Source organism: Streptomyces sp. NPDC093544, assembly GCF_040683495.1.
In the GTDB taxonomy this organism is placed as follows: Bacteria; Actinomycetota; Actinomycetes; order Streptomycetales; family Streptomycetaceae; genus Streptomyces.
The window spans coordinates 45,310-58,690 of the sequence record NZ_JBFBEA010000038.1 but is presented as its reverse complement, the minus strand read 5'-3'; the positions used below and the strand labels follow the sequence as shown (position 1 = coordinate 58,690).

11 protein-coding genes are annotated in these 13,381 nt (G+C 69.5%); 8 read left to right on the top strand and 3 right to left on the bottom strand.

Annotated elements, in window-relative coordinates; all coding sequences use genetic code 11:
- From frc to AB0N66_RS38335, 3 genes are all read left to right on the top strand, one after another.
- Positions 1-1,089, top strand: a 1,089-nt coding sequence (frc, locus tag AB0N66_RS38345; RefSeq protein ID WP_365444107.1) for a formyl-CoA transferase, incomplete at its 5' end; no start/stop codon positions are given.
- A 207-nt stretch (positions 1,090-1,296) separates the two neighbouring features.
- Positions 1,297-3,585, top strand: a complete 2,289-nt coding sequence (locus AB0N66_RS38340; RefSeq protein ID WP_365444104.1) for an FdhF/YdeP family oxidoreductase — start codon at positions 1,297-1,299, stop codon at positions 3,583-3,585.
- Between the two features lie 121 nt (positions 3,586-3,706).
- The gene (locus tag AB0N66_RS38335) at positions 3,707-4,261 is read left to right on the top strand and encodes a carbonic anhydrase (RefSeq protein WP_365444101.1); all 555 of its coding nucleotides are present in this window, start codon (positions 3,707-3,709) and stop codon (positions 4,259-4,261) included.
- 16 nt (positions 4,262-4,277) lie between these two features.
- Here AB0N66_RS38335 and AB0N66_RS38330 read toward each other — a convergent pair whose 3' ends face one another.
- Entirely contained in the window at positions 4,278-4,973 is a 696-nt protein-coding gene (locus AB0N66_RS38330; protein WP_365444098.1) for a GntR family transcriptional regulator, read from the bottom strand.
- Positions 4,974-5,239: 266 nt separating this feature from the next.
- Here AB0N66_RS38330 and AB0N66_RS38325 point away from each other — a divergent pair, with 266 nt between their 5' ends.
- Positions 5,240-6,040, top strand: a complete 801-nt coding sequence (locus tag AB0N66_RS38325; protein ID WP_365444095.1) for an acyl-CoA dehydrogenase family protein — start codon at positions 5,240-5,242, stop codon at positions 6,038-6,040.
- Between the two features lie 38 nt (positions 6,041-6,078).
- Here the strand turns inward: AB0N66_RS38325 and AB0N66_RS38320 are convergent, their stop codons facing one another.
- The gene (locus AB0N66_RS38320; RefSeq protein ID WP_365444092.1) at positions 6,079-6,768 is read right to left on the bottom strand and encodes a GntR family transcriptional regulator; all 690 of its coding nucleotides are present in this window, start codon (positions 6,766-6,768) and stop codon (positions 6,079-6,081) included.
- Between the two features lie 220 nt (positions 6,769-6,988).
- Between AB0N66_RS38320 and AB0N66_RS38315 the strand changes: the two genes are divergently transcribed.
- The 4 genes from AB0N66_RS38315 to AB0N66_RS38300 are packed head-to-tail and all read left to right on the top strand — an operon-like array spanning position 6,989 to position 12,147.
- Entirely contained in the window at positions 6,989-7,468 is a 480-nt protein-coding gene (locus tag AB0N66_RS38315; RefSeq protein WP_365444090.1) for an NAD(P)H-dependent oxidoreductase subunit E, read from the top strand.
- Entirely contained in the window at positions 7,465-9,096 is a 1,632-nt protein-coding gene (locus AB0N66_RS38310) for an NADH-ubiquinone oxidoreductase-F iron-sulfur binding region domain-containing protein (protein WP_365444087.1), read from the top strand. Before AB0N66_RS38315 ends, AB0N66_RS38310 begins: the two co-directional genes overlap by 4 nt.
- Positions 9,093-11,933, top strand: a complete 2,841-nt coding sequence (gene fdhF, locus AB0N66_RS38305) for a formate dehydrogenase subunit alpha (RefSeq protein ID WP_365444084.1) — start codon at positions 9,093-9,095, stop codon at positions 11,931-11,933. The genes AB0N66_RS38310 and fdhF overlap by 4 nt, the downstream gene beginning before the upstream one ends.
- A gap of 31 nt (positions 11,934-11,964) precedes the next feature.
- Positions 11,965-12,147 (top strand): formate dehydrogenase subunit delta, encoded by a 183-nt coding sequence (locus AB0N66_RS38300; RefSeq protein WP_365444081.1) that lies wholly within the window; start codon positions 11,965-11,967, stop codon positions 12,145-12,147.
- Between the two features lie 200 nt (positions 12,148-12,347).
- Here the strand turns inward: AB0N66_RS38300 and moaA are convergent, their stop codons facing one another.
- A complete protein-coding gene (moaA, locus tag AB0N66_RS38295) occupies positions 12,348-13,337 on the bottom strand; it encodes a GTP 3',8-cyclase MoaA (RefSeq protein ID WP_365444079.1) in 990 nt (329 codons plus the stop codon).
- Between the last annotated feature and the right edge of the window lie 44 nt (positions 13,338-13,381).

Below are 13,381 nucleotides of genomic sequence, written 5' to 3'. Positions count from 1 at the left end.
CTGCGTGACCTCCCGGACGTCGACTCCCTGTACTTCACGATGCTCAACAGCAACAAACGCAGCATCACCCTCAACACCAAGACCGAACGCGGCAAAGAGATCCTCGCCGAGCTGATCCGGACCTCCGACGTCATGGTCGAGAACTTCGGACCCGGCGCCATCGACCGCATGGGCTTCACCTGGGACCGCATCCGCGAGCTCAACCCGCGCATCGTCTACGCCTCCATCAAGGGCTTCGGCGAAGGCCCGTACACCAACTACAAGGCGTACGAGGTCGTCGCCCAGGCCATGGGCGGGTCGATGTCGACCACCGGCTTCGAGGACGGCCCGCCCATGGCGACAGGCGCACAGATCGGTGACTCCGGTACCGGAATGCACGCCGTGGCGGGGATCCTGGCCGCCCTCTTCCAGCGCACCCACACCGGTCGCGGCCAGCGGGTCAACGTCGCGATGCAGCACGCCGTGCTCAACCTCTGCCGGGTGAAACTGCGCGATCAGCAGCGGCTCGCGCACGGCCCGCTCGCGGAGTTCCCGAACGAGGACTTCGGCGACGAGGTGCCGCGCTCGGGCAACGCGTCCGGCGGCGGTCAGCCCGGCTGGGCGGTCCGATGCGCCCCCGGCGGCCCCAACGACTATGTGTACGTCATCGTGCAGCCCGTCGGCTGGAAGCCGATCAGCGAGCTCATCGGCCGGCCCGAACTGGCGGAGGACCCCGAGTGGGCCACCCCCGAAGCCCGGCTGCCCAAGCTCGGGAAGATGTTCCAGCTCATCGAGGAATGGACCCGCACGCTCCCCAAGATGCTGGTCCTGGAGGCGCTCAACGCCCACCACATCCCCTGCGGGCCCGTCCTGTCCACCAAGGAGATCATCGAGGACGCCTCGCTCGTCGCCAACGAGATCGTCGTCACGGTCGAGCACCCCGAGCGTGGCTCGTACGTCACGGTCGGCAACCCGCTGAAACTCTCCGACTCCCCGGTCAAGGTGGAGCGGTCCCCGCTGCTCGGCGAGCACAACGAGGAGATCTACCTCCGCGAGCTCGGCATCTCGCACGAGGAGCTGCCGCTGCTCAGGGCGCAGGGTGTGATCTGACCGACATCTGTCCACCCGACGACTGTCGTCGGAGCAGGTCAGAAGGGGCGCCGCCCGCTTGATAGGCGGCGTTTATCACGTAGAAGTTGATGTCTCTTTGACGCCCTCTCACGGCTTGGCCGAAGCTGATCAAGAGCGGGCATTCGATTCCCGTCGCGGCGCCGGCTCCGTCGCGCGCGCGAGCGGCAGAGAGGCACAGGCCAGATCATGAGCACCATCGAGGACCCGGAAGACCGTCTGGAAGTCACCGCGCCCAAGACCTGGGCGACCGGACTGCCCGCCGTCACGCACGCGATCGAGTACTCACTGGGCCAGACCACGGTCCGGCGTACCGCCCTGACCCTGCTGAACATCAACCAGACCAAGGGCTTCGACTGCCCCGGCTGCGCCTGGCCGGAACCCGCGCCGGGCCACCGGGCCAAGAACGAGTACTGCGAGAACGGCGCCAAGCACATCAACGACGAGGCGACCTCACGCCGCGTCACCGCCGACTTCTTCCGGGAACACTCGGTGTCCGAGCTGGGCCAGAAGTCCGACTACTGGCTCAACCAGCAGGGCCGGCTGACCGAACCCATGGTCAAGCGGCCCGGCTCGGACCACTACGAGCCGATCGGCTGGGACGACGCGCTCGGCCTGCTCGCCGAGGAACTGCGCCTGCTGGACTCGCCCGACGAGGCCCTCTTCTACACCTCGGGCCGGCTCAACAACGAGGCCGCCTTCCTCCTCCAGCTCTTCGCCCGGGCGTACGGCACCAACAACCTGCCCGACTGCAGCAACATGTGCCACGAGTCCAGCGGTTCCGCGCTGGGCGAGACGCTGGGCATCGGCAAGGGCAGCGTGAGCCTGGACGACATCCACCACTCCGACCTCGTCTTCGTGGTCGGCCAGAACCCCGGGACCAACCACCCGCGGATGCTCTCCGCGCTGGAGGAGACCAAGCTCAACGGTGGCCACATCGTTGCCGTGAACCCGCTGCCCGAGGCCGGTCTCATGCGGTTCAAGCACCCGCAGAAGGCCCGCGGAATCATCGGCCGCGGCACCGCCATCGCCGACCAGTTCCTGCAGATCCGCCCCGGCGGCGACCTCGCGCTCTTCCAGGCACTGAACCTGCTGCTCCTGGAGGCGGAGGACGCGAAGCCCGGAACGGTCATCGACCACGGATTCATCGACGTCTCCACGATCGGCTTCGAGGCGTTCGCCGCGCAGGCCCGCAAGGCCAACTGGGACGACATCCTGGAGGCCACCGGGCTCACCCGCGAGGAGATCGAGGAGGTGGGCGAGCGCGTCCTCGGCGCGGAGAACATCATCGTCTGCTGGGCGATGGGGCTCACCCAGCAGAAGCACGCCGTCCCCACCATCCGTGAGGTCGTCAACTTCCTCATGCTGCGCGGCAACATCGGCAAACCCGGAGCGGGCGTCTGCCCGGTGCGCGGCCACAGCAATGTGCAGGGCGACCGGACCATGGGTATCTGGGAACGGATGCCGCAGACCTTCCTGGACGCCCTGGAGCGCGAGTTCGCCTTCACCCCGCCCACCAAGCACGGTCTGGACTCGGTGAACGCCATCCGCGCCATGCGCGACGGCGAGGCCAAGGTCTTCGTCGGCGTCGCGGGCAACTTCATCAGGGCCACGCCCGACAGCGACGTCACCGAGCGGGCGATGCGCCGCTGCAGTCTCACCGCGCACATCTCCACCAAGCTCAACCGCTCGCACACCGTCTGCGGCGATACCGCGCTGATCCTGCCCACGCTGGGCCGCAGCGACCGGGACATCCAGTCGGGCGTCGAGCAGTTCATCACCGTCGAGGACTCCATGAGCGAGGTGCACGCCTCCCGGGGCCGTCTGCACCCGGCCTCACCGCACCTGCTGAGCGAGGTCGCGATCATCTCGCGACTGGCCCGGCGGACCCTGGGTGACCAGTCGTCCATCCCCTGGGAGAAGTTCGAGGCGGACTACGGCACGATCCGCGACCGGATCTCCCGGGTCGTCCCCGGCTTCGACGACTTCAGTGCCCGGGTCGACCGGCCGGGCGGTTTCCGGCTGCCCAACCCGGTGAACTCGGGCGTGTTCCCCACCCAGAGCGGCAAAGCCGTCTTCACCTGCAACGACTTCGAGATGCTGAGCGCCCCCGCAGGGCATCTGCTGCTCCAGACGCTGCGCTCGCACGACCAGTGGAACACCATCCCGTACGCCATGAACGACCGCTACCGGGGCATCCACAACGGACGCCGGGTGGTCCTCGTCAACCCCGCCGACCTGGAGGCGCTCGGGCTCGCCGACCGCAGCGAGGTGGACCTGGTCAGCGTCTGGCACGACGGTGTGGAACGCCGTGCCCCGAAGTTCCGGGTGGTCGCCTACCCGACCACCCCCGGTTCGGCAGCGGCGTACTACCCCGAGACCAACGTCCTGGTGCCGCTGGACAGCGTGGCCGACATCAGCAACACCCCCACGTCGAAGGGGGTCGTCGTCCGGCTGGAGCCCGCGCTGGTCGCCTGAACCCTTGTACGGCCTCTGGACAAGGGGCCTCGGGATTACGAATACTGGCTACTTCATACCGTATACAGGTCTGATGCAGTTCCTCTTTCTCAGGCGCTCGACCGGAGTGAGGTAGCCCAGCATGTCGACACCAGCACCCCGTCTTCTCGCTCAGCCCACCAACAGGAATCCCGGCGGCGAGACGGTCACCGACCGGCTCCTGGAGGCCAACCGCGCCTACGCCGCCGGATTCGTCGATCCCGGTATGGGCGCCCGCCCGGTCCTCGGCGTCGCCGTCGTGGCCTGCATGGACGCCCGGATCGACCTGCATGCCGCGCTCGGCCTCGAGCTGGGCGACTGCCACACCGTCCGCAACGCGGGCGGTGTGGTCACCGACGACACGATCCGCTCTCTGACGATCAGCCAACGCGCCCTCGGCACCCGCAGCGTCGTCCTCATCCACCACACCGGCTGCGGTCTGCAGAGCCTGACCGAGGACTTCCGGATCGAGCTGGAGATGGAGGTCGGGCAGCGGCCGGCGTGGGCCGTCGAGTCCTTCAAGGACGTCGATCAGGACGTACGCCAGTCGATCCAGCGGGTGCGGACCTCGCCGTTCCTCCCGCACACCGACGACGTGCGGGGTTTCGTCTTCGACGTGTCGACCGGGCTGCTGCGGGAGATAGACCCGGGGCGGTGAACCGCTCCCACCCCGGTCACCAGGTGCGTCGGGCGGCCACCGCGGCGATCTGCGCGCAGTAGAAGTCGGCGGTGTTCCGGGTGTGCCGGCCCATGAGGTGTTCGGCACGCTCGGGGTCGCCGTCGGCGATGGCCCGGATGATCTGGGCGTGCTCGCTCCAGGCGTCCTTGCCGCGCGGCTTGGCGATGGGCATGTAGTACCAGCGCACGCGACGGTCGACCTGGGGGATGAGCTCCGCGAGGACCGCGTTGCGGGACAGGTGCGTGATGTGGCCGTGCAGCGCGGCGTTCGCCTCGACGATGGCGCGGGCGTCGCCGGCCGCGAGGGCGGTGAGACCGACCTGCTGCAGTTCCCACAGGTGCTCGACGTCGTGCGGTGTGGCGTGTTCCGCGGCGCCCCGTGCGGAGTGCGTTTCGAGGACGCCTCGGACACTGAGGAGCTGGGCGCACTCCTCCGGCGTGGGGGAGTGCACGAACGCGCCCTGGGCGGGGCGCAGATCGACCCAGCCGGTGGTGTGCAGCCGTTGCAGCGCCTCGCGTATGGGCTGGCGGCTGACGCCGAGATGGTCGGCGAGCTCGGCCTCGACGAGGTGCTGACCCGGCTTGAGGGAGCCGTTGATGATCAGCTCGGTCAGGGCGTCGTAGACGGCCTGGCGCAGTGGGGCGGGCCGGGCGATCGGCCCGCGGGCCGTCACGGTGGGTGTGTCGGGCATGGAACCCTCCCCGTCATTGGACTGCTGGTCCCCGTTGGGCTGCCGATCCGCGTCGGACCGCTGATCCACAGCCACTGGCTTCGGGATACTGACTTTAGTATGCAATAGCCATCTTGAGCGCCGCTCGTGACGCGAATATCGCGGAAATCACCTCCTTCGCCAATTGCCCTTGCCGCACCTCTGGCGCATCCGGTCGGATCCAGAATACTGTATGCAATCATGCGCGCCGCTCAGTGGAGCCGCGCTCCCGAGGAGGGGGTCACCCCGTGTCGTACCGCACCGCTCTCTCTGAAGTTCTGAGTACCGTCATCGAGCCGACCGCCGAAGCGACCGGCACGACAGCGAGATTTCCCCGCGCCTCGGTGACGGCCCTCGGCCGCGCCGGGCTGCTGGGGCTCACCGTCTCCACGGAATTCGGCGGCGCCGGGATGGGCCTGTCGGACGCCGCCGAGGTGGTGGCGCGGATCGCCCGCGTCTGCCCGGCGACGGCGGCCGTGCTCCAGTCCCACTACGCGGCGGTCGCCGTCATCGAGTCGTACGGCAGCGCCTGGGTCCGCGGCGAGGTCGCCGCCGGACGCCATCTCGGCAGCCTCGCCCTGGCCGAGGACGCGCCCGGCGAACAGGGCGCGCAGGGGGAGTTCTGGGCGTCGCGCTCCACCGCCGCCCGCTCCGGGGACGTGGTCGCCCTGCGGGCCCGTAAGCATCAGGTGGTCGCGGCAGGAGAGGCGGACAGCTATGTCTGGTCCTCCCGGCCGCTCACCGCGGCGGACGGGCTGACGCTCTGGGTGGTTCCGGCGCACGCCCCGGACCTGTTCGTGCCGGCCCGGCCCGACGGGGGAGGGCCGGGCGGCAGCGCGACATCCACCGTGTTCGCCGACCCGGTGCTGGTTCCGGCCGACGCGATGCTCGGACGGGACGGCGGAGGGCTCGACATCGTGTTGCGTACGGTCCTGCCGTGGCTGCTCGAACTACAGGCAGCCGTCGGCGCGGAGGCGGTCCATCCGGCGGTGGCCGGTGCCCCGCTCCGGGCCGCCCACCGGGCCGCCGACTCCCTCGCGGCGTCCTGAGTCCGGCCGTGGGGCAGCCCGTGGGGACGCTCGACGGGTCAGTCCTGGGTGGCCCCGGCGGCGATCTGCCTGCGATAGAAGTCGGTGGTGTGTTCGGTGTGGGTGCGCATGATCTCGCTCGCGCGGTCCGCGTCTCCCTTGGCGATGGCCTTGATGAGCTGGGAGTGCTCGTTCCAGGCTTCCTTGCCGCGGGGCTGTGCGATGGGCGTGTAGTACCAGCGCACCTTCTGGCCCACCAGCGAGATCAACTCCGTCAGTACGGCGTTGTCGGCCACGGAGGTGACGAAGGCGTGCAGCGCGGTGTTGGCCGCGACCAGGCGTACGACATCACCCTCGGCGAGCGCCTGGACGCCCTGCTCCTGCAGCTCCCAGAGCCGTTCGACGTCCTCGGGCTTCGCGTTCTCGGCGGCGAGCTGGGCCGAGTAGGTCTCAAGGACCGCGCGGACACTGAGGAGCTGGGCGGCCTCCACCTCGGTGGGGGAGTGCACGAAGGCGCCCTGGGCGGGGCGGAGGTCGACCCAGCCGTTGGTCTGGAGCCGTTGCAGGGCCTCGCGGACCGGCTGCCGGCTGACCCCGAGGTGTTCGGCGAGCTCGGCCTCGACGAGGTGCTGGCCGGGCTTGAGGGAGCCGCTGACGATCAGCTCGGTCAGGGCGTCGTAGACGGCCTGGCGCAGCGGTGCCGGGCGGGTGACGCGCCGGGACGCGGCGGCCGTGAGTGCCTCGCGCATGATTGCCCCGTTCTGCCACCGGGCCGGTGGGGCCGACGGCTTTGCCAAGTGGTGGTCGCCGAGAGGGTTGCCGACGGCGGCCTCAGCATACAGGTTTTGGTATGCAAGATGGCGTCCACTGTTCCGCGGTGGAGTGTGACGGAGTTCTGTATACAGAAGCCTGTATGGGGTATCGTCTCAGACCCCTGCAAGCACCGCTATCGGCTCTTGGAGAGCGATCATGACGACCAGCGGGAGTGACGTGACGGTCGAGAACGTGGTGCGGAGGGTGGCGGCCCGTCACCGGGGCGAGCGCGGCGCGCTGCTGCCCGTACTGCACGCCGTTCAGGCCGAGTTGGGCCATGTGCCGCAGGAGGCGATACCGGTACTCGCCGACGAGTTCAACCTCTCCCGCGCGGACGTCCACGGAGTGGTGACCTTCTACCACGACTTCCGCCGCGAGCCCGCCGGGCGCACCACGGTACGGATCTGCCGCGCCGAGGCCTGCCAGTCCCTGGGTGCGAACAGCCTGGTGAGCTACGCCCGCGAGGCCGGACTTGCGCTGGGGGAGACGACGGCGGACGGCGCGGTGACCGTGGAGCAGGTCTTCTGCCTCGGCAACTGCGCGCTGGGCCCGGCGGTAGAGGTGAACGGCCGACTGCACGGACGAGTGGGCCCGGCCAAGCTGGGCGCGATACTCAACGGGACGGTGTCATCGTGAACGACGTTTCGCGCCCAACGGCGCAGTCGGGTTCCACCGCGAAGGTCTATGTCCCCCGCGACTCGGCGGCCAGGTCCGTCGGCGCGGACGAGGTCGCGGACGCCCTTCAACTGGCCGCCGTCGGAGCCGACTTCGACATCGAGATCGTACGCAACGGATCGCGCGGCATGCTTTGGCTTGAGCCGCTGGTCGAGGTGGTGACCCCGCAGGGCCGCGTCGGCTACGGACCGGTGGCCCCCGCGGACCTGGAGGGCCTCCTCGCCGCCGGCATGCTCGACGGCGCCGACCACCCACTGCGGCTCGGCCTGGTGGACGAACTGCCCTGGCTGGCCCGCCAGAACCGCGTCACCTTCGCCAGAATCGGCGTCACGGACCCCCTGTCGACCGAGGACTATGTGGCGCACGGCGGACTGGCGGGGCTGCGAGCGGCCCTGGCGCTCGCCCCCGAGGACGTGGTCACGGAGGTCACCGACTCCGGACTGCGCGGCCGCGGCGGCGCGGGATTCCCGGCCGGCATCAAGTGGAAGACCGTGCTCGGCTGCAGGGACGAGCTCAAGTTCGTCTGCTGCAACGCGGACGAGGGCGACAGCGGGACCTTCGCCGACCGGATGGTCATGGAGGGAGACCCCTTCATGCTCATCGAGGGCATGACGATCGCCGCGCACGCGGTCGGTGCGAGCGAGGGCTACCTCTACATCCGCTCGGAGTACCCCGACGCGGTGGCCACGATGCGCGCGGCGATCGGCATCGCCCGCGAACACGGCTGGCTCGGCAAGGGCATCCTCGGTTCCGCGCTCGACTTCGATCTGCATGTCCGGGTCGGCGCCGGCGCGTACATCTGCGGCGAGGAGACCTCCATGCTGGAGAGCCTGGAGGGCAAGCGCGGCACGGTCCGCGCCAAGCCGCCGATCCCCGCGATCGAGGGCCTGTTCGGCAAACCGACCGTCGTGAACAACGTCCTCACGCTGGCCACCGTCCCCGTCGTGCTCGCGGACGGCGCGAAGGCCTACCAGGAACTCGGCGTCGAACGCTCCCGCGGCACCCAGGTGTTCCAGCTCGGCGGCAACATCGCGCACGGCGGCATCGTGGAGACCGCGTTCGGCGTAACGTTGCGCGAACTCGTCGAGGACTACGGCGGAGGCACGTTCTCCGGGCGCCCGGTGCGCACGGTGCAGGTCGGCGGGCCGCTCGGCGCCTATCTGCCGACGACGATGTTCGACCTGCCGATGGACTACGAGGCGTTCGCGGCGGCCGGCGCGATGGTCGGCCACGGCGGCCTCGTGGTGTTCGACGACAGTGTCGACATGGCCGCACAGGCGCGCTTCGCGATGGAGTTCTGCGCGGAGGAGTCCTGCGGCAAGTGCACCCCGTGCCGGGTCGGTTCGGTCCGCGGTGTCGAGGTGATCGACAAGATCGTGGCCGGTGAACACCGGGACGAGAACCTGGCGTTGCTCGAGGATCTGTGCGACCTGATGACCGATGGCTCGCTCTGTGCGATGGGCGGCCTGACGCCGATGCCCGTACGCAGCGCGATCACGTATTTCCCCGACGACTTCCTCGGCGGTCGTCGAAGCCTGGGGATCCAACCCGTATCTGCGACCGGCTTGAGGACGGAGGGCACGGCATGACACTGCTCAAGGAACCCGACTTCGGCACACCGGAGAGGCCCGGCGAGGCGACCGTCTCGGTGGAGGTGGACGGGATGCCGGTGACCGTCCCGGAGGGCACGTCGGTGATGCGCGCCGCCGCGCAGGCCGGGATCGACATACCCAAACTGTGTGCCACCGACAGCCTTGAGCCGTTCGGCTCGTGCCGGCTGTGTGTGGTGGAGATCGACGGCCGTCGCGGCACCCCGGCGTCCTGCACCACACCGTGCGCCGACGGCATGCAGGTGAGGACACAGACGCCGAAGGTGGAGAAGCTCCGCCAGGGCGTCATGGAGCTGTACATCTCCGACCATCCGCTGGACTGTCTGACCTGCCCGGCCAACGGCGACTGCGAGTTGCAGGACATGGCGGGCGTGGTCGGGCTGCGGCAGGTGCGGTACGGCTACGAGGGCGAGAACCACCTCGACGCCGAGAAGGACACCTCCAACCCGTACTTCGACTTCGACCCCTCCAAGTGCATCACCTGCTCCCGCTGCGTGCGGGCCTGCGGCGAGGTACAGGGCACGTTCGCGCTCACCATCGAGGGGCGCGGCTTCGACTCCAAGGTGTCGGCCGGCGCCGGCGAGACCTTCATGGACTCCGAATGCGTCTCCTGCGGGGCCTGCGTGCAGGCCTGCCCGACCTCGACGCTCCAGGAGAAGTCGGTCGTCGAACTCGGCATGCCGACCCGGTCGGTGATCACCACCTGCGCGTACTGCGGTGTCGGCTGCTCCTTCAAGGCCGAACTGCGCGGCGACGAACTGGTGCGGATGGTGCCCCACAAGGACGGTGGCGCGAACGAGGGCCACTCCTGTGTGAAGGGCCGCTTCGCCTTCGGCTACGCCTCGCACCCCGACCGGGTGCTCAAGCCCATGGTCCGCGAGAAGATCACCGACCCGTGGCGCGAGGTCGAGTGGGAAGAGGCCATCGGTACGGTCGCCACGAAGATGCGCGAACTCCAGGGCCGGTACGGTCCCAGTTCGATCGGCGCCATCTCCTCCTCGCGCTGCACCAACGAAGAGGTCTACGTCGTACAGAAGATGGTGCGCGCGGCCTTCGGCAACAACAACATCGACACCTGCGCCCGGGTCTGCCACTCCCCGACGGGATACGGACTCAAGCAGACCTTCGGCGAGTCGGCGGGCACCCAGGACTTCCGCTCGGTCGCAGAGGCCGACGTCATCATGGTGATCGGGGCCAACCCCACCGACGGGCACCCGGTGTTCGCCTCCCGGATGAAGCGCCGGCTGCGCGAGGGCGCCGAGCTGATCGTGGTCGACCCGCGCCGTATCGACCTGGTGCGCTCGCCGCACATCGAGGCCGCGCACCACCTCCAGCTCAAGCCGAGCACGAACGTCGCCGTCGTCAACGCCATGGCGCATGTCGTGGTCACCGAGGGGCTGGCGGACCTGGCCTTCGTGGCGCAGAGGTGCGAAGGGTTCGCCGAGTGGGCCGAGTTCGTCGCCCGCCCGGAGAACAGCCCGGAGGCCACCGAGGAGGTCAGCGGCGTACCGTCCGAGGAACTGAGGGCCGCCGCCCGGCTGTACGCGGGGGCACCCAACGGGGCCATCTACTACGGCCTCGGCGTCACCGAGCACAGCCAGGGCTCGACCATGGTCATGGGAATGGCCAACCTCGCGATGGCGTGCGGCAACATCGGCCGTGACGGTGTCGGCGTGAACCCGCTGCGCGGTCAGAACAACGTGCAGGGCGCGTGCGACATGGGCTCGTTCCCGCACGAACTGCCCGGCTACCGGCACGTCTCCGACGACGCCGTACGCGAGGTGTTCGACAAGCTCTGGGGCGGCACGCTCCTGTCCGAGCCCGGACTCCGGATTCCGAACATGTTCGACGCCGCGATCGACGGCACCTTCCGGGGTCTGTTCGTGCACGGCGAGGACATCGCCCAGTCCGACCCGAACCTCAAGCACGTCACCGCCGCGCTCGAAGCGATGGAACTGGTCGTCGTACAGGACCTGTTCCTCAACGAGACGTCCAAGTTCGCGCACGTCTTCCTGCCCGGCGCGTCCTTCCTGGAGAAGGACGGCACCTTCACCAACGCCGAGCGCCGGATCAACCGGGTGCGCGCGGTGATGAAGCCGAAGACGGGCAAGCACGAGTGGCAGATCATCAGCGAGGTCGCCACCGCCATGGGCTACCCCATGTCGTACGACCACCCGAGCCAGATCATGGACGAGATCGCCACGGTCATGCCGACCTTCACCGGTGTCTCCTTCGAGGTCCTCGACAAGCTCGGCAGCGTCCAGTGGCCGTGCAACGAGTCGGCTCCGGAGGGCACGCCGGTCATGCACGTCGACGAATTCGTGCGCGGCAAGGGCAAGTTCGTGGTCACCAGCTATGTGGCGACGAACGAGCGCAGCACCCGGCGCTTCCCGCTGGTCCTGACCACGGGCCGCATCCTCAGCCAGTACAACGTGGGCGCGCAGACCCGCCGTACCGGCAATGTCGCCTGGCACCCCGAGGACATCCTGGAGCTGCACCCGCACGACGCCGAGACCCGCGGCATCAGGGACGGCGACCTGGTCACCCTGGCCAGCCGGGTCGGGCAGACGACGCTGCACGCGGAGATCTCCGACCGGATGCCGGCCGGCGTCGTCTACACCACGTTCCACCATCCGGTGACCGGCGCCAACGTGGTCACCACCGAGAACTCCGACTGGGCGACCAACTGCCCGGAGTACAAGGTGACCGCCGTACAGGTCGGTCTCGTGCACCCGCTCGGGCAGAGCGACACGGCGGTCGCCGAGGACGACCACCAAGTGGAGGACGACCACCAACTCGTCACGGTGGTGGACTGAGATGGCGGGCGGAGTGCCACCGGAGTCGCGGATGGCCAACGACATCGCGGCCAACCACGTCCACCTGACGAGCGAGGCGGCCGCCGAGGCGATCGCGGGACACATGGGCAGGTTCTGGGACCCACGCATGCGCGACCGGCTGTACGAGTTCGTCGACGCCGGAGCTGACGGGCTCGACCCGTTGGTGGTCGCCGCGGTAAGGCTGATGCGGTGAACGGCGGGCCGCACCGGTGCGCGCGGCTGACGCGTTGACCGGCGGGCCGTACCGGCACTCGGCGCCGGTACCGCCAGCCGGTCCCGGGCGATCGGGTGTGGTGTGGCCCGCCGGTCCCGGGCGATCGGGTGCGGTGCGGCCAGCCGGACCCGGGCAACTGGGTGCGGTGTGGCCCGCCGGCTCCGAGCGATCGGGGAGTGTCAGCCGCCGATGGCGGACATCGGGCGTTGGGGCTGGAGGAAGGACGGGTCGTCGAGTCCTGAGCCTGCCTTCTTGCCCCACATCGCGGCGCGCCAGCTGTCGGCGATCGCCTGGTCCGGCGCACCGGCACGCAGGACTGCACGCAGGTCGGACTCCTCGCGGGCGAACAGACAGTCGCGGACCTGCCCGTCGGCGGTGAGCCGGGTGCGGTCGCAGGCGCGGCAGAACGGCCGGGTGACGGAGGCGATCACTCCGACCCGGGCGGGTCCGCCGTCGACCAGCCAGCGTTCGGCGGGCGCGGAGCCACGTACCGCGGACGGCTCGGGCGTGAGGGCGAAACGGGCCGAGAGCCGCTCGATGATCTCGGCGGCGGTGACCATGTCCGCGCGCTGCCAGCCGTGCTGGGCGTCGAGCGGCATCTGTTCGATGAACCGCAGCTCGTAGCCGTGCTGGAGGGCCCAGTCGAGCAGGTCGGCGGCCTCGCCGTCGTTGACGCCGCGCAGCAGGACCGTGTTGACCTTGACCGGGGTGAGGCCCGCGTCGTGGGCGGCGGTGAGGCCCGCGATGACGTCGTGGTGCCGGTCGCGCCGGGTGAGGGTGCGGAAGACCTCCGGGTTCAGGGTGTCCAGGGAGACGTTGACCCGGTCGAGCCCGGCGGTGCGCAGCGCCTGGGCGGTGCGGGCCAGGCCGATGCCGTTGGTGGTGAGGGAGAGCCTGGGGCGCGGGTCGAGGGCGGCGCAGCGCTCGACGATGCCCACCAGGCCAGGGCGGAGCAGGGGCTCGCCGCCGGTGAAGCGCACCTCGGTGACGCCCAGTTCCGTCACCGCGATCGAGACCATGCGCACGATCTCGTCGTCCGTGAGCAGCTCGGGCTTGGGCAGCCACCGCAGGCCCTCTTCCGGCATGCAGTACGTGCACCGCAGATTGCACCGGTCGGTCAGTGAGACCCGCAGATCGGTGGCAGTCCGGCCATGCGTGTCGGTCAGCACGAGCTGCCCCCTTGGCTCTGTGTCACGAGACTGTACATCTCGTG